At 62.6% G+C, this 18,466-nt stretch carries 23 protein-coding genes; 8 read left to right on the forward strand and 15 right to left on the reverse strand.

Going from position 1 to position 18,466, the window contains the following annotated elements:
• The first annotated feature begins 28 nt into the window (after positions 1-28).
• Together ACSBOB_RS21510 and hutC are read left to right on the forward strand one after the other, a co-directional pair.
• Complete coding sequence (locus ACSBOB_RS21510) at positions 29-1,384, forward strand: formimidoylglutamate deiminase (protein WP_442583792.1); 1,356 nt, start codon at positions 29-31, stop codon at positions 1,382-1,384.
• A 14-nt stretch (positions 1,385-1,398) separates the two neighbouring features.
• Positions 1,399-2,148: a histidine utilization repressor gene (gene hutC, locus ACSBOB_RS21515; RefSeq protein ID WP_442578114.1), complete on the forward strand. Its 750-nt coding sequence runs from the start codon at positions 1,399-1,401 to the stop codon at positions 2,146-2,148.
• 92 nt (positions 2,149-2,240) lie between these two features.
• Here the strand turns inward: hutC and ACSBOB_RS21520 are convergent, their stop codons facing one another.
• Both ACSBOB_RS21520 and ACSBOB_RS21525 read right to left on the reverse strand, forming a co-directional pair.
• Positions 2,241-2,585 (reverse strand): RidA family protein, encoded by a 345-nt coding sequence (locus tag ACSBOB_RS21520; RefSeq protein ID WP_442578115.1) that lies wholly within the window; start codon positions 2,583-2,585, stop codon positions 2,241-2,243.
• A 27-nt stretch (positions 2,586-2,612) separates the two neighbouring features.
• A complete protein-coding gene (locus ACSBOB_RS21525) occupies positions 2,613-3,740 on the reverse strand; it encodes an NAD(P)/FAD-dependent oxidoreductase (RefSeq protein ID WP_442578116.1) in 1,128 nt (375 codons plus the stop codon).
• Between the two features lie 197 nt (positions 3,741-3,937).
• Here ACSBOB_RS21525 and ACSBOB_RS21530 point away from each other — a divergent pair, with 197 nt between their 5' ends.
• Entirely contained in the window at positions 3,938-4,276 is a 339-nt protein-coding gene (locus ACSBOB_RS21530; RefSeq protein WP_442578117.1) for a TIGR01244 family sulfur transferase, read from the forward strand.
• Between the two features lie 106 nt (positions 4,277-4,382).
• Here ACSBOB_RS21530 and ACSBOB_RS21535 read toward each other — a convergent pair whose 3' ends face one another.
• Positions 4,383-5,576: a M14 family metallopeptidase gene (locus ACSBOB_RS21535; RefSeq protein WP_442578118.1), complete on the reverse strand. Its 1,194-nt coding sequence runs from the start codon at positions 5,574-5,576 to the stop codon at positions 4,383-4,385.
• Between the two features lie 236 nt (positions 5,577-5,812).
• Positions 5,813-6,280 (reverse strand): Lrp/AsnC family transcriptional regulator, encoded by a 468-nt coding sequence (locus ACSBOB_RS21540; RefSeq protein ID WP_442578119.1) that lies wholly within the window; start codon positions 6,278-6,280, stop codon positions 5,813-5,815.
• Positions 6,281-6,407: 127 nt separating this feature from the next.
• Here ACSBOB_RS21540 and hppD point away from each other — a divergent pair, with 127 nt between their 5' ends.
• Together hppD and ACSBOB_RS21550 are read left to right on the forward strand one after the other, a co-directional pair.
• On the forward strand, positions 6,408-7,514 hold the full coding sequence (gene hppD, locus ACSBOB_RS21545) for a 4-hydroxyphenylpyruvate dioxygenase (protein ID WP_442578120.1): 1,107 nt from the start codon (positions 6,408-6,410) through the stop codon (positions 7,512-7,514).
• Between the two features lie 154 nt (positions 7,515-7,668).
• The gene (locus ACSBOB_RS21550; RefSeq protein ID WP_442578121.1) at positions 7,669-9,363 is read left to right on the forward strand and encodes a phospholipase D-like domain-containing protein; all 1,695 of its coding nucleotides are present in this window, start codon (positions 7,669-7,671) and stop codon (positions 9,361-9,363) included.
• A gap of 41 nt (positions 9,364-9,404) precedes the next feature.
• Here the strand turns inward: ACSBOB_RS21550 and ACSBOB_RS21555 are convergent, their stop codons facing one another.
• The 7 genes from ACSBOB_RS21555 to ACSBOB_RS21585 form a co-directional block, all read right to left on the reverse strand.
• Positions 9,405-9,947: a DinB family protein gene (locus ACSBOB_RS21555; RefSeq protein ID WP_442578122.1), complete on the reverse strand. Its 543-nt coding sequence runs from the start codon at positions 9,945-9,947 to the stop codon at positions 9,405-9,407.
• Positions 9,948-9,949: 2 nt separating this feature from the next.
• Complete coding sequence (locus ACSBOB_RS21560) at positions 9,950-10,240, reverse strand: hypothetical protein (RefSeq protein WP_442578123.1); 291 nt, start codon at positions 10,238-10,240, stop codon at positions 9,950-9,952.
• A gap of 12 nt (positions 10,241-10,252) precedes the next feature.
• On the reverse strand, positions 10,253-10,780 hold the full coding sequence (locus ACSBOB_RS21565; RefSeq protein ID WP_442578124.1) for a hypothetical protein: 528 nt from the start codon (positions 10,778-10,780) through the stop codon (positions 10,253-10,255).
• A 74-nt stretch (positions 10,781-10,854) separates the two neighbouring features.
• Positions 10,855-11,868 carry a fumarylacetoacetate hydrolase family protein gene (locus ACSBOB_RS21570; RefSeq protein WP_442578125.1) on the reverse strand — a complete coding sequence of 338 codons (1,014 nt, stop codon included), beginning with the start codon at positions 11,866-11,868 and terminating at the stop codon, positions 10,855-10,857.
• 13 nt (positions 11,869-11,881) lie between these two features.
• Positions 11,882-12,220, reverse strand: coding sequence for a hypothetical protein (locus ACSBOB_RS21575; RefSeq protein ID WP_442578126.1), 339 nt, complete (start codon positions 12,218-12,220; stop codon positions 11,882-11,884).
• Positions 12,217-12,570: a DUF1428 domain-containing protein gene (locus ACSBOB_RS21580; RefSeq protein WP_442578127.1), complete on the reverse strand. Its 354-nt coding sequence runs from the start codon at positions 12,568-12,570 to the stop codon at positions 12,217-12,219. Before ACSBOB_RS21580 ends, ACSBOB_RS21575 begins: the two co-directional genes overlap by 4 nt.
• A 152-nt stretch (positions 12,571-12,722) precedes the next feature.
• A complete protein-coding gene (locus ACSBOB_RS21585) occupies positions 12,723-13,226 on the reverse strand; it encodes an HPP family protein (protein WP_442578128.1) in 504 nt (167 codons plus the stop codon).
• Positions 13,227-13,609: 383 nt separating this feature from the next.
• On the opposite strand from ACSBOB_RS21585, the gene ACSBOB_RS21590 reads away from it, so the two are divergent.
• Positions 13,610-14,488 (forward strand): hypothetical protein, encoded by an 879-nt coding sequence (locus ACSBOB_RS21590; RefSeq protein WP_442578129.1) that lies wholly within the window; start codon positions 13,610-13,612, stop codon positions 14,486-14,488.
• On the forward strand, positions 14,485-14,808 hold the full coding sequence (locus ACSBOB_RS21595) for a hypothetical protein (protein ID WP_442578130.1): 324 nt from the start codon (positions 14,485-14,487) through the stop codon (positions 14,806-14,808). The genes ACSBOB_RS21590 and ACSBOB_RS21595 overlap by 4 nt, the downstream gene beginning before the upstream one ends.
• Positions 14,809-14,844: 36 nt before the next feature.
• Here ACSBOB_RS21595 and tdh read toward each other — a convergent pair whose 3' ends face one another.
• Genes tdh through ACSBOB_RS21615 form a run of 4 tightly spaced genes read right to left on the reverse strand, consistent with a single transcriptional unit; the run spans position 14,845 to position 17,708 of the window.
• Positions 14,845-15,879, reverse strand: a complete 1,035-nt coding sequence (gene tdh / locus ACSBOB_RS21600) for an L-threonine 3-dehydrogenase (protein WP_442578131.1) — start codon at positions 15,877-15,879, stop codon at positions 14,845-14,847.
• Between the two features lie 20 nt (positions 15,880-15,899).
• Entirely contained in the window at positions 15,900-16,217 is a 318-nt protein-coding gene (locus tag ACSBOB_RS21605; protein WP_442578132.1) for a type II toxin-antitoxin system RelE/ParE family toxin, read from the reverse strand.
• The gene (locus ACSBOB_RS21610; protein ID WP_442578133.1) at positions 16,214-16,477 is read right to left on the reverse strand and encodes a ribbon-helix-helix domain-containing protein; all 264 of its coding nucleotides are present in this window, start codon (positions 16,475-16,477) and stop codon (positions 16,214-16,216) included. Before ACSBOB_RS21610 ends, ACSBOB_RS21605 begins: the two co-directional genes overlap by 4 nt.
• A gap of 43 nt (positions 16,478-16,520) precedes the next feature.
• Entirely contained in the window at positions 16,521-17,708 is a 1,188-nt protein-coding gene (locus tag ACSBOB_RS21615; RefSeq protein WP_442578134.1) for a glycine C-acetyltransferase, read from the reverse strand.
• A 295-nt stretch (positions 17,709-18,003) separates the two neighbouring features.
• Here ACSBOB_RS21615 and ACSBOB_RS21620 point away from each other — a divergent pair, with 295 nt between their 5' ends.
• A complete protein-coding gene (locus tag ACSBOB_RS21620; RefSeq protein WP_442578135.1) occupies positions 18,004-18,366 on the forward strand; it encodes an SPW repeat protein in 363 nt (120 codons plus the stop codon).
• Positions 18,367-18,466: the final 100 nt, after the last annotated feature.

Below are 18,466 nucleotides of genomic sequence, written 5' to 3' on the forward strand. Positions count from 1 at the left end.
ATCCGGCAGCGACGCGGAGGGCCGCATGATGTGTCACCTGTTCGCCTCGCAAGCCCTCCTTTCAGCCGGCTGGGCTTCAAACGTTCGCGTCGGCTTTGATGGTGGCACCATCGTCGCCGTCGAGAGCGACGCAAGACCCGCGCCCGCCGATGAGCACGTCGCCATCCTGGTCCCGGCGATGCCGAACCTGCACAGCCACGCCTTCCAGCGCGGCATGGCGGGACTGGCCGAGACACGCGGCCCCGGCGACGACAGTTTTTGGTCATGGCGCGAGGTCATGTATCGCTTTGCGCTGTCGATGACGCCCGACCAGGTCGAAGCGGTGGCCGCGCAGCTCTATATGGAAATGCTGGAGGCAGGTTTCGGGCGCGTCGGCGAATTCCACTATCTTCATCATGATCGCGACGGCGGCTTCTACGCCAACATCGCCGAGACGGCGGAGCGCATCGCCGCGGCGGCGGGCGACACCGGGATCGGGCTGACGCTGCTTCCCGTCTTCTATGCCCATTCCGGTTTCGGCGGCCTCGCTCCCAATCCCGGCCAGCGGCGATTCATCAACGATATCGAGTCCTTCGCGCGGCTGCTTGAAGCGAGCCGTCAGGCCGTTGCCGGCATCGACGACGCGACGGTCGGCGTCGCGCCGCACAGCCTGCGGGCCGTCACGCCCGACGAACTGGGGGCGGTCGTCGAGCTTGGGGGAAGAGGCCCGATCCATATCCACGTCGCCGAGCAGACCCGCGAAGTCGAGGATTGCGTCGCATGGTCCGGCCGGCGGCCGGTCGAATGGCTGCTCGCCAACGCGCCGGTGGACGCAAGATGGTGCCTGATCCACGCGACCCACATGACGGACGCTGAAACGCGCGGCATGGCGAAAAGCGGTGCGATCGCCGGCCTATGCCCCGTCACCGAGGCCAATCTCGGCGACGGCACGTTTGCCGCCCGCCCCTTCCTCGCGGATGGCGGCAGGTTTGGCGTCGGCTCGGATTCCAACGTGCTGATCGGCGTCGCCGACGAGTTGCGGCAGCTCGAATATTCGCAGCGGCTGGCGCACCGCCAGCGCAACGTTCTGGCGCCGGCCGGCGGCTCGAATGGACGGGCGCTGTTCGACGCAGCCCTCGCCGGCGGCAGCCAGGCGCTGGGCGGACGGCCTTCCGGCATCGCCGCCGGCAATGCCGCCAGCCTCGTCTCGCTCGATGCCTCGCATCCGTCGCTCGCCGGAAAAGCTGGTGACGCGATCCTCGACGCCTGGATCTTCGCCAGCGGCGCGCCCGTCGATTGTGTCTGGGCGGGCGGGCGCAAGCTGGTTTCCGCTGGCCGGCATATCCGCCGCGAGGCCATTGCCGAACGCTTCAGGAAGGCGATGATCGTGCTTTCGGCTCAATAGGGAGATTCGCGGGCATGGCGGCATCGGAGGCGACGGACCGGCCGCATGCGGAAGAGACGCCGTCGCTGCACCAACGCATCCTGTCCGACATTTCCGAGCGCATCCTCTCCGGCGAATGGGCGCCCGGCCATCGCATTCCCTACGAATACGAGCTTTCCGCCACCTTCGGCTGCTCGCGCATGACGGTGAACAAGGCGCTGTCGCAGCTTGCCAAGGCCGGGCTGATCGAGCGGCGCCGACGTTCCGGCAGTTTTGTGCGGCGGCCGAAGTCGCAAGCGGCGATCCTCGAGATCCACGACATCAAGACGGAAGTGCAGGCGCTCGGCCTGCCCTACCGCTACCAACTCGTTTCAAGACGGATAAGGCGCGCCAGCGCCGCGGACGTCGAACGGCTTGGGCTTGCCGGCGCTTCGGCGATCGCCGAACTGATCTCGCTGCATATTGCCGGGCCGCGCCCGTTCTGCCACGAAAACCGGCTTATCAGCCTGGAGGCGGTGCCTGATGCCGAGCACCAGTCGTTTTCCGAAACCGCACCCGGGCCATGGCTGGTCGCCCGCATTCCCTGGAGCGTGGCCGAGCATCGCATCCGCGCCACCGGCGCCGACGCCGGCATCGCGGCCACGCTGGACATCGACGCCGGCACGCCATGCCTGGTGGTCGAGCGCCAGACCTGGAGCGCCGACCAGCCGGTGACGCATGTGCGCTTCACCTATGCGGGCGACAGCCACACGCTGGTCGCCCGATTCACCCCGGCGCAGGGGTAACGACAGGGGACAGTTTACTTTTATCCCCTCGCGCCAGTCTTGTCGTCGTGCCGCCCCTCTGGGGATAAAAGTAAACTGTCCCCGGCACAACCTCAGATCGCGGCGGTGATGATGATCTCGACCTTGTAGTCGGGTGCTGCGAGCTTTGCCTCTCCTGTCGCGCGGGCCGGCGTGTTGCCTTGCGGCACCCAGGCGTCCCACACCGCGTTCATCTCCTGGAAGGTCGACATGTCGGACAGCCAGATGATCGCCTGCAGGATCTTGGTCTTGTCGCTGCCGGCCTTGGCCAGCAAATCGTCGATGGTGGCGAGGATCGCCTTGGTCTGCGATGTCACGCTTTCGCCGGGCGCGCCGACCTGGCCGGCGAGATAGACGGTGTTGCCGTGGATGACGATGTCGCTCATGCGCGGACCGACGCCAAGCCTCTTGATGCTCATATTCATTCCTTCCTGAAAGTTGCCGGGCTATTCCGGCCGTGAAACGCGAAACCGGTTCGGCGAAAGCGCAGGCACGATCGCCTCCATCTCGGTCGACAGTGCCGCCCGCCTTATCAACGCTCCGGCCAGCCGTGACAAGCCGGGCGAGGTCTGGATTCCGTAGCCGCCTTGCCCCGCCAGCCAGAAGAAACCTTCCGCCGTCCGGTCGAACCCGGCCACCGGCGTGCGGTCCGGTGCAAAGGTCCTGAGCCCCGCCCAACTGCGCTCGACATGGGTGACCGGGATGGTCACCGCCTGCTCGAAACGATGCAGCCCCTCGGCCAGCACCATATCGTCGGGAAAGGCGTCATGCGGCTCGACCGGGTCCTGGTCCGACGGGGAGACGAACAGCCGTCCGCCGTCGGGTTTTGCGTACCAGGTTTCGGCTGCGTCATTGAGCAGCGGCCAGCGGCGCGAATCGTAACCCGCCGGCGCCGGCAGGACCGCCATCGAGCGGCGCAGGGGCTGCAGACCAACCGGTTCCAGCCCGAGGGCACGCGCCACGAGGTCCGCCCAGGCGCCGCAGGCATTGACGACCACTTGCGCGGCGATGCGATGGTCGCGAGCCTCGACGATCCAGCGGCCGTCGGCGCGTTCCCCGGAAACGACCGCGCAATCCGTGAGCAGCTTTGCGCCCGCCGCCTTGGCCGCCTTCAGCCAGCCCTGGTGCAGGGCGGCGACATCGATGTCGCGCGCGTCCTCCTCGTAGGAAGCCGAGACGATGTTTTCCTTGCGCAGGATCGGCACCATGGCCATCGCCTCGGCAATCGAGACCTCCCGCAGGCCCTCCGCCTCGGCCAGCAGTTTCGCATGCTCGTCGGCGGCCTCGGCATTGGCGACGTTGAGCACGCCGCGCTGGGAAAGCAGCGGGTGCGGGAAAAGCGCGCGGTCGGCGCCTTCGAACAGCGGCGCGCTGGCGCGGGTCAGCGCACGGATGACGTCGTTGCCGTAGTTCTGGATGAACAGCGCCGCGGAACGCCCGGTCGAATGATAGCCGGGCCGGTCCTCGCGCTCGACGACCACCACGCGAAAATCCCGCGCCAGGTCGGCGGCCACGCCGGCGCCAGCAATGCCTGCCCCGATGACGAGGACATCGGTCTCGATGAAGTCCGACATCGCCTGCTCCCATTTTCGCGGATACGCCGCATTCCCCAGCCCCGCAGACGACCTAGCGAGGCCCCACCGGCGATGCAAGCATCCCCCCTGCCTGGACCGATCGATAAACCGGCTGACCGGCCGTGCCGCAGGATGGTTGCGGTGCGGCGCGCGCGGTGGCATGACAGCCGCAGCAAGATTTCACGGAGCTTCGACCCATGGACATCCGCCAGGTAACCGACGACTACGCCGTCTCCGCGCAGATCGCCACCGACGACATCAAGACCATCAAGGAAGCCGGCTACCGGAGCATCATCTGCAACCGGCCGGACGACGAGCAACCCGGCCAGCCAAGTGCGGCCGACATCGCCGTCGCCGCCGAAGCCGCCGATCTCGTCTTCCGCCACATTCCCTTCGTCGGCGGCCAGATGACCGAGGACGACGTGCAGAAGATGGTCGAGGCGCTGGACGAGATTCCCGGCCCGGTCTTCGCGTATTGCCGCTCGGGCGCGCGCTCGACCAACATCTATATGGCGGCGAAGCAGATGAAGGGGTAGGCACGCGCCTCCCCCTCGCCCGCTTCGACTTCCTCCACGCCCCGTTCCGGCCCGACGTTCGCGTCGTCAGGGCCGGCCGGTGTGCAAAGATCGCTTGAGCGTTGGACTACTCGGGATAGACTTCCGCGCTATCCGGCGCCGCCCGGTTGAACAGGATGAACGCCAGCGGGTTGCCTGGCTCGGACATTACGTCGCTGCGCTGGCCCGTCACCTCTCCGGCCACGCCGCTGGTATATTCCGCAACCACTTCGCCAAAACTGTTGCGCTGGATGGCCACCTTCTGTCCGGCCTCGACCTTGTCGTTGAGCTTGACCAGATGCTCGACGATCCCGCCCTGGGTTGCCAAGATCGGGAACGCACTGTTGCCGACAAAGACAGTCACGTCCTTGCCGGTGCGTCCCATCGGGCCGGCGACGATGCCGTGATGCTTTAGAACGTTCATCGTGCCTTCCACGAACAGCGAGATCATCTCGAGGTCCAGGTGGCGGGCAGCCCCGATCTCCGGGCAAAAGGACGGGATGCCCGCGGCGATAAACGCGTTGTGCAGGACACTGGGATATGTAGGATTGTTGAAGATCTGGCCGACAGGGTAGAGGTCCGCCATCGCCTTGATCTCGGGCACGTCCATCTCGGCAATATTGAATGCGGCGACCTCGAATCCAGTCGTTCCGGTATGGAAGTCGATCGCGAAGTCAGCGTTCGGCCGAAGCAGCCGGTTGAACAGCAGCCCGGCGTGCCGGCTGGGCGCGGTGAAGCCGTTCTCGTTGCCGGGCCATTCCCGGTTCATGTCGATCAGATCGACGCCCCTGCCCGAATTGGGCCATCTGCGCTGCATGCTTTCGAGGGCCGGGCGGGAAATGTCCGTGACCGCCGTCACCGTGCCCGACATCGCAGCCGGATCGAGTTGGTTCATCACGGTCTGGACCGTATGAATGGAACTCATCTCGTCGCCATGCACACCGCTGGTCAGCACGACACGCTTGCCCGGCTTTGCGCCCTTGGCGACCGTCACGGACACATACCAGTGCTGTCCGGTGGGCATCTCCACGCCCTGAAAATACAGGAAGTGCTTCTTGCCGGGCTCCAGGTCGTTGACGTCAAGCGTGCTGACAACCTGTTTTCCCTGGATTACTTCGCCGGTGTAAACGGTTCCCGATCCCGGACTGGCAGCGGGCGCCGCGGCGTCCTGGGCATTCGCAGCGCGCGTGCTGACGGCGAGGGCTGCCGACGCACCGACCGTGGCGATCGACGCGATCATGAAGTCGCGGCGATCAAGGCGCTCTGGAGCTTTGTCCGACATGATGGGGAATCCTTTGCAATGTGAAGAGCTAGGTTTGCAATGTGAGTTCGAACGGCAAAACGCACACTTGCGTGAGGGTCCCCGCTCGACTTGAGCCGCCAATGGGTCATGGCCTGGCGGGGTTGGGAGGGAGTATATCGGCGATATGAGGACTTTGCGACACGGTTCTATAAAGTCCCGACATGACGTTGTTGCGCGCTTCGGTCGACAAATCCAGCATCCGGGCTGGACCATATTCACAGCGGCAGCGCGCCGGTTTCCTTCAGTGTCTCCAGCACGATGGCGGTCTTCACGTGCTGCACGGAATCGTGCGGCAGCAGTTCCTCGTTGACGAAACGCGACAGCGCCTTCAGGTCCGGCGTCACCACCTTCAAATAATAATCCATCTCGCCGGTCAGGGCATGCGCCTCCTGGACCTCGGGCAGCCGCGAGACCAGTTCGGCGAAGCGCCTTGCATTGTCGCGATTGTGGGTAGCCAGCGTCACCGAGACGACGCTGACCAGCGAAAACCCCAGCCGGTCGCGGTCGAGCGTGGCGCGATAGCCGGCGATGAACCCTTCCTCTTCCAGCCGCTGCCGGCGCCGCGAACATTGCGACGGCGACAGGTTCACGCGCTCCGACAGGTCGTTGTTGGTAAGTCGCGCGTCGACTTGCAGAAGCGCCAGTATCTTGCGATCAAAGCCGTCGATGCGTTCGTCCTGCATGGCTCAGCGTCATCTCATGCACGATCCATGCGTCATGGCAGCACCGAACGCTGCCGAATGCAAGCACAATGCGCGCCGAAACCCCTATAATTCACCATCGGACAAATCGGAAAGCATGGAGACCAGCATGGGTCCCTTCCCGCACGACGCACCGCCCGCGAAAATCAGCGCAAAAAATCCCGCCGGCACCGACGGGTTCGAGTTCGTCGAGTTCGCGCATCCCGAACCGGAGAAGCTCGCGACCTTGTTCGAGCGCATGGGCTATGTTCCCGTCGTGCGGCACCGCACGAAAAACATCACCGTCTGGCGGCAGGGCGACATCAACTATGTGCTGAACGCCGAGCGCGGCTCGCATGCGATGAATTTCGTCGAAGCGCACGGCCCCTGCGCGCCCTCCATGGCCTGGCGGGTCGTCGACGCGAAGCACGCCTTCGACCACGCCGTGTCGAAGGGCGCCACGCCGTATCACGGCAAGGACAAGGCGCTCGACGTGCCGGCCATCGTCGGCATCGGCGGCTCGCTGCTCTATTTCGTCGACCATTACGGGTCGAAGGGCTCGGCCTATGACGAGGAATTCGAGTGGCTGGGCGAGCACGACCCCAAGCCGCAGGGTGTCGGTTTCTATTATCTCGACCACCTGACGCACAACGTCTATCGCGGCAATATGGACAAGTGGTGGGCGTTCTACCGCGAACTGTTCGGCTTCAAGCAGATCCACTTCTTCGACATAGCCGGCAAGATGACCGGGCTGGTCAGCCGCGCCATCACCTCGCCCTGCGGCAAGATCCGCATCCCGCTCAACGAATCCACCGACGACAGGAGCCAGATCGAGGAATTTTTGCGCAAGTACAAGGGCGAAGGCATACAGCACATCGCCGTCGGCACCGACGGCATCTATGACGCCACCGACCGTCTTTCGGCGAACGGCCTGAAATTCATGCCCGGCCCGCCGGAAACCTATTACGCACGCTCCTACGACCGCGTAAACGGCCATGACGAGCCGATGGAACGCATGAAGAAGCACGGCATCCTCATCGACGGCGAAGGCGTAGTCGACGGCGGCACGACAAAAATCCTGCTGCAGATCTTTTCCAAGACCGTCATCGGACCGATCTTCTTCGAGTTCATCCAGCGCAAGGGCGACGAAGGTTTTGGCGAAGGCAATTTCCGCGCTTTGTTCGAGTCGATCGAGGAAGATCAGATCCGTCGCGGGGTGCTGACGGCGGCGGCGTAGACGTCGGACCCCTCTGCCATCCGAACCGTCAGGCCGCCAACGGTCCGTCTTCATTTGCCGGCGACTGTTGCGCCGGCTTGGTTTTTACTGCTCTATTGACCAAATCGTCGATAGTCTATATTTTATTTTTGCTTCCTAAAATAGGTGTTCCAAGATGAACACAATTACGCTTCGCGCATCCACAAATGCCGACGACGTACATCTTGCCTGGGACCCGGGTGAGAAGATACCGGGTTGCCTGGGCTTTGCGATCGAATGCAAACGTGGAAACGCCGAGCCGAAGTATCTTTCCAATAGGGTCGGCTTCAAGAACGATCCAACCATGGACGAGAACGGCGAGAAGGCGACGAAGCGCTCGTCGCAGGACTGGCCTTTCCAGCGCTACGACTGGACCGACCATGCTGCCGATCTCGGCGACGAAGTGGCCTACCGTGTGGTGGCGCGGATCGAGACCGCGGCCAGCAAGCTGAGCGACGGCCCTGCGAGCAATTGGACGCCGATGCTGAAACTGTCGCCGGATTGCGGCGATGGGCTGAGCGCCTTTTTCAATCGCGGCTTCGTCCTTTCGCAGTTCATGGCCCGCTACATGAAGAAGCACGGCATCACCATGCAGACGCTGAAGGAAAAGGCTGTCGAGATCGCCACGGCGGTCGACAAGGATGCGCGGATTTTCCTTGGCGGCGACCTGCGCAAGGTCATGCTCGCCTTGCTCGAAGAGGTGCGCGCCACTCCTGCCCTCCGGCTGCACGCGGCTTTATACGAACTTGAGGACGACGAACTGGTCGAGGCTCTTGCGAGGCTTGGCGACCGCGCGTCGATCGTCCTTGCCAACGGCAGCGTCAACGTCCAGGGCGACGACCAGAACAAGACGGCTCGGGCGCACCTGAGGGCCGCCAATGTCGATGTCCATGACCGCATGATCTCGCCGAAGGCACTCGGCCACAACAAGTTTGTCGTCATCGGATCGACTGTGGGCGCGGCGTTCAAGCCGCTCAAGGCCTGGACCGGCAGCACGAACTGGACGCCCACAGGCCTTTGCACGCAACTCAACAACGGCTTGCTGATCGAGAATGACGATGTCGCCGCTGTATATGAGACACAATTCCAGCGGTTGAAGGATGCCGCAAGCACTTTCCCGAAAGCACTCGTCGACGCGAACTCACAGCCGACGCGCAATATTCCGGTGGGCGCGGCACGGGCCGACGTCTGGTTCAGCCGGCTGCGCAAGCAGGTCGACATCGGCGAACTCGTCGAACTGGTCAAGGGTGCCAGACAGGGCGTGTTCTTCGTCATGTTCATGCCCGGACAGGAGCCGCTCAAGACGCTGCTGGCAATGCAGGAACAGAAGGATCTCTATGTCCGAGGCGTCGCGACGCGGTTCTCCGGCGAGGGCAAGGAAAAGATCAAGCTGTTGAAAAGCGACCCTGAAAGCTACGCGCTGCAGACGATCGAGGCCACCGGCGTCGGCGACAGTGTCGGCGAGTGGGCGGTCGAGGGCACGGCGCAGCAGTTCTTCAACTCGGTCGGCTTCGCCATCACCCATTCGAAGGTGCTGGTCATCGATCCCTTCGGCGACGACCCGGTGGTCGTCACCGGCTCGCACAATTTCTCGACCACGGCGAGCGAGAAGAACGATGAGAATTTCATCGTCTTCCGAGGCAATAAGCGGCTGGCGGAACAGTACGCCATCAACTGCATGCAGACCTACAGCCATTATCGCTGGCGCGCCTATCTCGCGGAAAGCAAGGCCGAGCACCGCGATCCCTTCGAATTTCTCAGCACCAGGGACACGTGGCAGAGCCGGCGTACCTCCCGCGAGACGGCGGCGATGCTGAAGTTCTGGCTGTAGGAACGGCGCGCGGATCGCGTTTCGCAGCGACGCGCCAGCAATCAACTGGCGAGTCTCAGCCGCTCCACCTCGTCCCGCCGGAACCTCACATCGTAGTCGAGAAAATACTCGTCCAGTTGCGGCGGCTTCACCGAGGTGCCCGAAAGCATCGCATGCACTTGGCCGCGGTGGTGGATGTCGTGGATGAACAGGTGCGCCAGGAGGTCGCCGATCCGCTCCGGGACCATGCCTTGCTCGCCGCGATCGGTGGGAACGCGGCGGTCGAGGCCAGCGGCGGACAGTGCCTCGCAGAAGGACAGCAGACGGCGGTCGAAGGCCGCCTGGCCCTCCGCAAGCCGTCCGGCATCGCCGCTCTCGACATAGCTGTCGAAGATTTTCAGGCCCAGGCCACCCTCCTCCATCATGTCGAGGTAATAGAGGTCGACCGACAGGATGTGGTTCAGCGTCTCCTTGAGCGACGGGAAGAAACTGGTGCGCGGCGCTTCCAGTTCGCCCGGCTGCAAGGCCAGCACTGACCGGTAGAGGCGGTCGTTCGACCACAGGCTGTTTCCCGCCATCCGGCGGAAATGCGTGATCAGATCCACGGTCAGGCCTCCGTCAGCCGCCAGAAATAGATGATTGCCCAGAGCAGCGCAAAGCCGGCGGCATCGACAAGCAGCAACATGTTCATGCGCCGCCGCAGCGCCTGCGTCTCCGCATCGCGCGCCACGCCCGAATTCGTAACGGTATGGAAGATCATGGCGTTCTGCGGCAGTCCCGATCTGTTGACAAGATCCGGCGACCGCGCCTCGATCCGGTAGGACAGCCGAATCGCCCGGATGAAGACGGCGAGCATGACGATCGCCCAAACGCCTGCCAGCCATCCGAAAGGGTTCATCTTCGGTTCCTGCTACTTATGCTCGCGTATCGAGTCTCGAAACTCTTCGAGAACAGCCAACCTTTCGGAATCGTAGGTATTATCTATACGAACATGGAAAGGCCGACAGGGCACAGCCAGCAATCGAAACATTCCCGCCGGCTGGGGAACAACCTTCATCCTCTCCAAGGGCGGCTTGGTGGTAAAGCCGGCAATTACCTCAGTTCCTTTTTTCCATCCATTCTCTTCCAAATCCCCGCCGACTTGTTCCTTGTCGACCCCGTCATGATCGGAACGTGGCGAACAGATCGAAACTTCCAGCGGCCCCGTGAGCTTGCCCCAAAATATCTCACGAACATCGTATTTTGTGCTCCAACACATCTTGTGGATGTCCATTTTCACATCCAACGAAGTTATCAAGGCCCGCACGATTAACGTTTCCGGCGAGTAGATATCGTCATACGCGTCCTTTCCAGACGAACACGCCTGTGCCGCTGTCTCGGCTGCGATCACAATCGTGATTACGCAAAACAGCCGCCTGACGAGTGCTTTCGCGACCATTTTTACCGCCCCCACGTCCTCTGCCCCACTCTCGATGGGAAGTCAGCGGAATTGTGTCGAAGCTTGCAGATCGCCTAGCCGCCTGACGGCCGCACCGTCTGCTCGATCGCACCGAAGATCGAATGGCCTGCCTTGTCCTTCATCTCGATGCGAACCGTGTCGCCGAAATGCATGAAGGGCGTGGATGCCGAACCCGTCTCGATCGCCTCGATCATGCGCTGCTCGGCGATGCAGGAATAGCCGGCGCCGCCCTCCGGGATCGGCCTGCCCGGCCCGCCGTCGAGCTTGTTGGACACCGTGCCGGAACCGATGATGGCGCCTGCGGCGAGCGGCCGCGTCCTCGCCGCATGGGCGATGATGCGCGGAAAATCGAAGGTCATGTCGACGCCGGCGTTGGCCCTGCCGAACGCCTTTCCGTTGAGTTCGACCAGCAACGGCAGGTGCAGCCGGCCACCGTCCCAGGCGTCGCCCAGTTCGTCCGGCGTGACCGCGACCGGCGAGAAGGCGGAGGACGGCTTCGACTGGAAGAATCCAAAACCTTTTTCCAGCTCCGCCGGGATCAGCCCGCGCAGGCTGACGTCGTTGACCAGCATAATGAGCCGGATCGCGGCGGCAGCCTGTTCGACCGAGGCGCCCATCGGCACATCATCGACCACCACCGCCACCTCACCCTCGAAATCGATGCCCCAGGCCTCGTCGGCCATGGCGATGGCGTCGCGCGGGCCGAGAAAGGAATCCGAACCGCCCTGATAGATCAGCGGATCGGTCCAGAAACTCTGCGGCATTTGCGCGCCGCGCGCCCTGCGTACCAGTTCGACATGGTTCACATAGGCCGAGCCGTCGGCCCACTGGTAGGCGCGGGGCAGTGGCGAATGGACGTCGTGCTCGTGAAAACGCGAGGCCGGCACCGCGCCTGCCTCGATCGATTCCGCCATCGCGCCCAGATGCGGGGCGAGCCGCAGCCAGTCGTCGAGCGCGGCCTGCAGCGTCGGGACCAGAAACGACGCATCGGTGTAGCGCGTGAGATCGCGCGACACGACGACGAGCTTTCCGTCGCGGGAACCGTCCTTCAGGCTGGCAAGCTTCATGCAGTTTCCTCCCTCATTCGTAGTATTTGCCGCACCAAATTATGCGAGCGGCTGCGCGCCAGATATTTCCGTCATCGCCGACCGCGCTTTCCGGCCGGCTGTCACGCCAGCAGGCTACCGCCGCCTCCAGTATTTCCCCGAATCCAACGTTCTCCCATCCGTTGACGCCCGGCCCATAGGAATTGGAGGGGCGTTCGGCCTCCCGCCGCCGTTCGTTCTCCCAATCCTCCCCCAGCGCCTCAAGAAAGGCAACAAACGTCTTGTCGACAACAGCCTCCAAGACAAGCCGGCTCTTGTGGCTTGCCTCGGTCTCATTGTCGTTCTCGGGGTATGATCCCAGATCCTCGCTCACGCCTGCACGAAGACCTGAAAGCCACCGTAAATCAAGCGCTTCATGTAGCCCGGCATGTTCTCCATGCCGGGCTTCAAGCGCTCATCGGCCATCACGTTCTTCATCACCTCGTCGCGATGCTCGCGCGACTTGTAGGTGACGTAGGAGAAGATGACGATCTCGTCCGTTTCCTTCTTCACCGCCAATGGGAATGACGTCATCTCGCCGTCCGGCACGTCGTCGCTGTAGGCTTCCGCATAAGAGAGCGCGCCGTGCTCCATCCACACTGTGCGGCCAAGTTCGGCATTCTTCCGATACTCTTCAAACTCCGACTTGGGTACGGGCAGAATGAAACCGTCCACATAGGTCATGACATCTTCTCCTCCGAGCCACCGTGGCTGCCCCGAGGACGACCGTGTCGGCTGCCTGCCGACATTCTACATACAAAAACGGGACGGCGCGACCGCCCGCTTGATGCTGCCAGTCACTTGACAGCATCGCCGCTGCAAGAAGTGGAGAGGCGTCAGCCAACCAGACGCGGATACTGCACGCGCGGCGGCAGTCGATGGTGCACCAGCGCCAGCGCGACCAGGCTGACGCAACTGATCAGGATGGTGACGAACAGCGAGGCGCTGCTCGCTGGAGAGGCCAGCGCGACGAGCGGAATGGCACCCGCCGGCGGGTGGGTGATGCGCAGGACCAGCATGCCGGCGATTGCCGCGCCGACCGCCACCGCCGCAACCCAGAGCAGGCCCGGGAACGCCAACGCAACGGCCACACCGATGATCGTGGCCAGCAGATAGCCGCCGAAAATATTGATCGGCTGCGCCAGCGGACTGGCCGGCTGACCAAACAGCAGCACCACCGTCGCGCCCAGCGGCGCAATCAGCAGGGGGAGGTCGGTCAGCGACGACAGCGCACCGACACCGCCAATGCCGACGACCGCGCCGATGCCGGACTTCAGATGCGAGACCGTCCGGCCGTTCGGCTCGTGTCGGACAATAAAAGGCTCGATATGGCGGCGCATGCGGGAACCTGACAATGGAGGCTGGGCTCGATAGCAATTTGCCTGCGCCACACGCAACGAACAAAGTTCGAATTTTGGGCAGAAGATTAAAATTTCATCGCGCTGATGCCAACTGGTACGATTGCCTCACCAATCCATCACCAATTTCCGTCACCAATTTCTCGGAGTTCCCGCTCTCCATCGCCTCGAAGCCGGAGCCCCGGGCGTCGACGCCGATGCGCTGCAAGCAGGGAACCGCCAGATTCGGGAAACAGCCACGCCTTTCGGATGCATCTTGGAGCAGGTCGAAACCCCAAATTGCACAATTTGCAAATACTCTTTATGATTGCATAATCACTATATACACGTTATAGGTGCATCAGGCAGATTATCCGGGGGCTTGGATGCGTAGGATTTTTCTTGTCGCGACGTTGGCAATCACGGCTGCCTCGTGTGCAAATCTACCCAATACCGCGAAGATAAACGCCTTCGGCGAATCCGCTGAAGCTACCGCGACGGTGGTACGGGCGTCCGTGGCGGCCCATCAGAGCATCGCCGGCAGGATTGGCGAGGAGCGTGAGGCCAATAACCTGCTGGCCGGTCGCGTCTATACGCTGAACGAAACCAGCGACACTACGTTGGACGCCCCGGTACTTTCGGTAAGGATCGCCGCGGTGGCGGCGCTGCAGCAATATTCTGCCGCTCTTGCCGTCGCTTCCGACAGAAAGACCGTCTCCGATCTGGAGAACGCGTCGGTTCAGTTTGGCATTGCCATGTCTTCCGCCGCGGCGATTGCATTTCCGCAGGCCGCGCCGATCATCGGCCCCGCCGCAAAAGTTGTTTCGCGTGTGGTTGGGATCGGTCTCGGCAATGCGTATGGCGGCGAGATTCTGGCCGTCGTCAGAGCCCGCGACAAGGATGTCGGTTCTTTGTCAAAGATGCTCGCCACGGACATTAAAATAATCGCCGATCATCTGGATGCTCAGAATTTCAAATATTCGCAGAATCGCCGTCTGATTCTCGACCGGATTGCCGCAGACCGTCGCGTCGACAAGCTGAGCCTCTATGCCGAATACAAGCGGGCGCGCACAGATGTGGCGGCGATAGAGACACTCGCCACAACAGCCCGGCGGGTGCCGGGCATCTTGGAGAAGATGGCAGCCGCACACCACGAACTCGCGATCGGTGCGCCGGATTCGGCCGAGTCCCTTCGCCAGTTCGTGGCGCTGGCCGACGACCTGTCTGGGCTCATCGGCGCAATCGCCAAACAAAGGAGTGAATGATGGCCATTAGTTACAAGGACGCTCGCGCCGAGATCATGCGTGCCATGCAGGTGGTCAAGGCTATGATCGTCAAAGCGACCTCCATCGCAGTTCGCGAGCACCTTCTCGACCTTTTCGACGCCTTGCACCGGGAATTGGCAGCCGTCGACAGCGCCGCGCTCTCACAGAGCGACGCTGCATATCGTGCCATCACATTGCGGTTCGCGTCGGCGAAAGTCACACTTGAACAGGCTCATCAAAGGGCCGTTCAAACAGCCGCCAATCTCGGGGCCGCGGCTCAGTTCATCCAGAGCTTGGCAAATCTGGCGGGGTCGCTGTAGCTGGGAGACAAGTGCCGGCCGCCACCGACGGTTGCCTCACCAGTCCATCACCACTTTCCCTGAATTCCCGCTCTTCATCGCCTCGAAGCCCGAAATATAGTCGTCGACACCGATGCGGTGGGTGATCAGTCCGGTGACGTCCAGCGGCCCCTGCACCAGGGCGATCATCTTGTACCAGGTCTCGAACATCTCGCGGCCGTAGATGCCCTTGAGATGCAGCATCTTGAAGATCACCTTGTTCCAGTCGATCTCGAAGCCGGTGGGCGCGATACCCAGGATCGCGATCTTGCCGCCATTGTTCATGGCGTCGATCATGTCGCGGAAGGCGGGTGCGGCGCCGGACATCTCCAGCCCGACGTCAAAACCCTCGGTCATGCCGATTCCGCCCATCACATCGCGCAGCTTTTCCTGCGAAGCGTCGACCACATGCTGCACGCCGAGTTTTTTAGCCAGCGCCAGGCGCACCGGATTGATGTCGGTGATCACCACTTTTCGCGCGCCCACGCACTGCGCCACCAGCGCGCCCATGATGCCGATCGGCCCGGCGCCGGTGACCAGCACGTCCTCGCCGACCAGGTCGAAGGACAGCGCCGTGTGGACGGCATTGCCAAGCGGGTCGAAGATCGCCGCCACCTCGTCCGGGATGTCATCGGGGATCGGCACGACATTGTGCTGCGGGATCGCAAGATATTCGCCGAACGCTCCCGGCCGGTTGACGCCGACACCCAGCGTGTTGCGGCAAAGATGCCCCCTGCCCGCCCGGCAGTTGCGGCAATGGCCGCAGACGATGTGGCCTTCGCCGGACACGCGCTGGCCGACCTTGTACTCCGTCACCGCCGCGCCGAAATCCGCCACCGTGCCAACGAATTCGTGCCCGGTCACCATCGGCACCGGCACGGTTTTCTGGGCCCACTGGTCCCAGTTGTAGATATGGACGTCGGTGCCGCAGATCGCGGTTTTTTTTATCTTGATCAGCACGTCGTTGGGGCCGATCTCGGGGACCGGCACCTGTTCCATCCAGATGCCGGGTTCGGCCTTGGCCTTAACGAGGGCGCGCATCATATTGGACATTTGCTGCTCCACACGAACGTTCAGGGCTCCGAGGCATCCTCCCGCAATCGGCGGGCAAGGTCCATGCGCTGGTGCAGGATTGCGACGATCGCGACCTGGCTGTCGGAACGCAGCTTCCAGAAGACGTAATGGCTTTGGTATCGCGCAAAATATCCGTCGACACCAAACTCCCGAGGAATGCGCCGCCAGGCAATCCTCCTCTCGGCGATATCCTCGAACAAGGCAAATACGCCATCGACATATGTGTCCGCCTGCCGGGAGCCGAAATGTTGAAGCGTGTAGCGATAGATATCCTCCAGCCGCGCCGATGCGGCCGGCTGGATGAAATATTTTTTCACCGCTTGGCGCCAGCCATAGCACGCCGCCGGATATCGTCGGCCGAAAGATGTTCATACTCGCCGTCAGGCGCCGCGAACGCGTCCTGCAACCGAATCTTCATGGCGTCGAACGCCTCCCGTTCCGCGCGTTCCTTGTCGCGGCGAATGAGGGCACGGACATATTCGCTGACATTTTCATAGTCGCCGTCGGACACCGTGTCGGCGACGAAATCGCGAAGCGAACCACTGATGCGCACATTGAGGTTCATGGTGTCGGTCATGCAAATCTCCTTGCTGCGACATTATCTGCAATAATGTCGCAGCTCAAGCAACGATCCCCAATTCCTTGCCCACCTCGCCGAACGCCTCGACCGCCCGGTCTACGTCTGCACTCGAATGGGCTGCCGACATCTGAGTCCTGATGCGCGCCTGGCCCTTCGGCACGACCGGGAACGAAAACCCGATCACGTAGATGCCTCGTTTCAGCATCCTTGCCGCCATTTCCTGCGCAAGTGCGGCGTCGCCCAGCATCACCGGAATGATCGGATGATCGGCGCCGGCAAGCGTGAAGCCAAGCCTGGTCATAGACGAGCGGAACCGCGCCGCGTTGTCGTAGAGTTTTGCGCGCAGGCCATCGCCCTGCTCGATCAGCTCGAACACTTTCAGCGACGCGCCGGCGATCGCCGGCATCAGCGTGTTGGAGAACAGATACGGCCGCGAGCGCTGGCGCAGCCAGTCGACCATCTCGCGCTTGCCCGAAGTATAGCCGCCGGACGCGCCGCCCAGCGCCTTGCCAAGCGTGCCGGTTATGATGTCCACCCGACCCTCGACACCGCAATGTTCGGCCGAGCCGCGCCCATGCTTGCCGACGAAACCGACCGCGTGACTGTCGTCGACCATGACCATCGCACCATATTTTTCGGCGAGATCGCAGACGCCGGCTAGGTTGGCGATGATGCCGTCCATGGAAAACACGCCGTCGGTGGCGATCAGCTTGAAGCGGCTGCCTTCCGCCTTCTTCAACTCTTCCTCCAGCGCGGCCATGTCGTTGTTGGCGTAGCGAAAACGCTTGGCCTTGGAGAGCCGCACGCCGTCGATGATCGAGGCGTGGTTCAGCGCGTCGGAGATGATGGCGTCCTCTTCGCCGAGCAGCGTCTCGAACAGCCCGCCATTGGCGTCGAAGCAGGAGCCGTAGAGGATCGTGTCCTCCATACCCAGGAAGCGCGAAATCGTCGCCTCAAGCTGCTTGTGCTCCTCCTGCGTGCCGCAGATGAAACGCACCGAGGCCATTCCGTAGCCATAGCGGTCCAGCGCGGCTTTCGCTGCGCCGCGCAGGTCCCCATTGTCGGCAAGACCGAGATAGTTGTTGGCGCAAAAATTCAGCACCTTCTGCCCGCCGACCTCGATCTCGGCCGACTGGGTGGAGGTGATCACCCGTTCGGACTTGTAGAGCCCGGCCGATTTCAAACCGTCGAGTTCGGAGGACAGATGGGAAAGAAACGCTTGGGTCATGGGATGGCTTCAACCTGCTCGAAGCAACTTTGTTGCCGTTTCCGGTGCCTCAAGTCTATCGCAAAATCGACGTTGTGGGCGGTCAAGTTTCGCGTCGCAATGAGCACCGCTGGCCGAGGCTATCGACCCGCGCGAAACAGCGTCGTCTCCGCACGAACAGAAGGGTTCACGGCGATTTGTTCAGTATGGACGCAGCGCAGCCCTTGAACGGTCGTTCACCGAAACTAACTCAAAATCAAGCGTGCTGTGCACGCGAAGTGAACGCTTTGATCAAGCTTCATCCGTGGAGGTTGTCATGGCTTACTCGCTGATGGAAGGCAAGAAAGGGCAAGACTGGATCAACCTTGTCCTTGCGGTTTGCCTGTTCGTTTCCCCCTGGCTCGTCGGATTCGCGACTGACGTCAGGCCGGCATGGAACGCCTGGATTGTGGGCGTCGTGCTTGCCGGCTTTGCGCTTGCCACGATTTCGGCGTTCGCCGAGTGGGAGGAATGGGTGAACTTCCTGCTCGGCCTTTGGCTTGTCGTCTCGCCCTGGCTGCTCGGCTTCGCCGCAAACGCACACGCGCTGTGGACCCATGTCATCATGGGCGTCCTCGTCGCCGCTGCGTCGGCCTGGGTGGTCTGGGATGTCCGACATGGCCCGCACGCGCATGCGTAGCGGACCAGCCGCCGACTCAAGCGACATAGGAATCGGCCCGCCATGCATATGGCGGGCCGATGTCGTTACCGAACGCTGCAGAAATTCGCGCGAGAAAAAG

It is taken from the genome of Mesorhizobium sp. KACC 23794, assembly GCF_052180275.1.
Lineage (GTDB): Bacteria > Pseudomonadota > Alphaproteobacteria > Rhizobiales > Rhizobiaceae > Kumtagia.

Bases quoted from the DNA above. Each gene is read 5' to 3' on its own strand.
- ACSBOB_RS21510 (WP_442583792.1), top strand. From the start codon at position 29: ATGTGTCACCTGTTCGCCTCGCAAGCCCTCCTTTCAGCCGGCTGGGCT.
- hutC (WP_442578114.1), top strand. From the start codon at position 1,399: ATGGCGGCATCGGAGGCGACGGACCGGCCGCATGCGGAAGAGACGCCG.
- ACSBOB_RS21520 (WP_442578115.1), bottom strand. From the start codon at position 2,585: ATGAGCATCAAGAGGCTTGGCGTCGGTCCGCGCATGAGCGACATCGTC.
- ACSBOB_RS21525 (WP_442578116.1), bottom strand. From the start codon at position 3,740: ATGTCGGACTTCATCGAGACCGATGTCCTCGTCATCGGGGCAGGCATT.
- ACSBOB_RS21530 (WP_442578117.1), top strand. From the start codon at position 3,938: ATGGACATCCGCCAGGTAACCGACGACTACGCCGTCTCCGCGCAGATC.
- ACSBOB_RS21535 (WP_442578118.1), bottom strand. From the start codon at position 5,576: ATGTCGGACAAAGCTCCAGAGCGCCTTGATCGCCGCGACTTCATGATC.
- ACSBOB_RS21540 (WP_442578119.1), bottom strand. From the start codon at position 6,280: ATGCAGGACGAACGCATCGACGGCTTTGATCGCAAGATACTGGCGCTT.
- hppD (WP_442578120.1), top strand. From the start codon at position 6,408: ATGGGTCCCTTCCCGCACGACGCACCGCCCGCGAAAATCAGCGCAAAA.
- ACSBOB_RS21550 (WP_442578121.1), top strand. From the start codon at position 7,669: ATGAACACAATTACGCTTCGCGCATCCACAAATGCCGACGACGTACAT.
- ACSBOB_RS21560 (WP_442578123.1), bottom strand. From the start codon at position 10,240: ATGAACCCTTTCGGATGGCTGGCAGGCGTTTGGGCGATCGTCATGCTC.
- ACSBOB_RS21565 (WP_442578124.1), bottom strand. From the start codon at position 10,780: ATGGTCGCGAAAGCACTCGTCAGGCGGCTGTTTTGCGTAATCACGATT.
- ACSBOB_RS21570 (WP_442578125.1), bottom strand. From the start codon at position 11,868: ATGAAGCTTGCCAGCCTGAAGGACGGTTCCCGCGACGGAAAGCTCGTC.
- ACSBOB_RS21580 (WP_442578127.1), bottom strand. From the start codon at position 12,570: ATGACCTATGTGGACGGTTTCATTCTGCCCGTACCCAAGTCGGAGTTT.
- ACSBOB_RS21585 (WP_442578128.1), bottom strand. From the start codon at position 13,226: ATGCGCCGCCATATCGAGCCTTTTATTGTCCGACACGAGCCGAACGGC.
- ACSBOB_RS21590 (WP_442578129.1), top strand. From the start codon at position 13,610: ATGCGTAGGATTTTTCTTGTCGCGACGTTGGCAATCACGGCTGCCTCG.
- ACSBOB_RS21595 (WP_442578130.1), top strand. From the start codon at position 14,485: ATGATGGCCATTAGTTACAAGGACGCTCGCGCCGAGATCATGCGTGCC.
- tdh (WP_442578131.1), bottom strand. From the start codon at position 15,879: ATGTCCAATATGATGCGCGCCCTCGTTAAGGCCAAGGCCGAACCCGGC.
- ACSBOB_RS21610 (WP_442578133.1), bottom strand. From the start codon at position 16,477: ATGACCGACACCATGAACCTCAATGTGCGCATCAGTGGTTCGCTTCGC.
- ACSBOB_RS21615 (WP_442578134.1), bottom strand. From the start codon at position 17,708: ATGACCCAAGCGTTTCTTTCCCATCTGTCCTCCGAACTCGACGGTTTG.
- ACSBOB_RS21620 (WP_442578135.1), top strand. From the start codon at position 18,004: ATGGCTTACTCGCTGATGGAAGGCAAGAAAGGGCAAGACTGGATCAAC.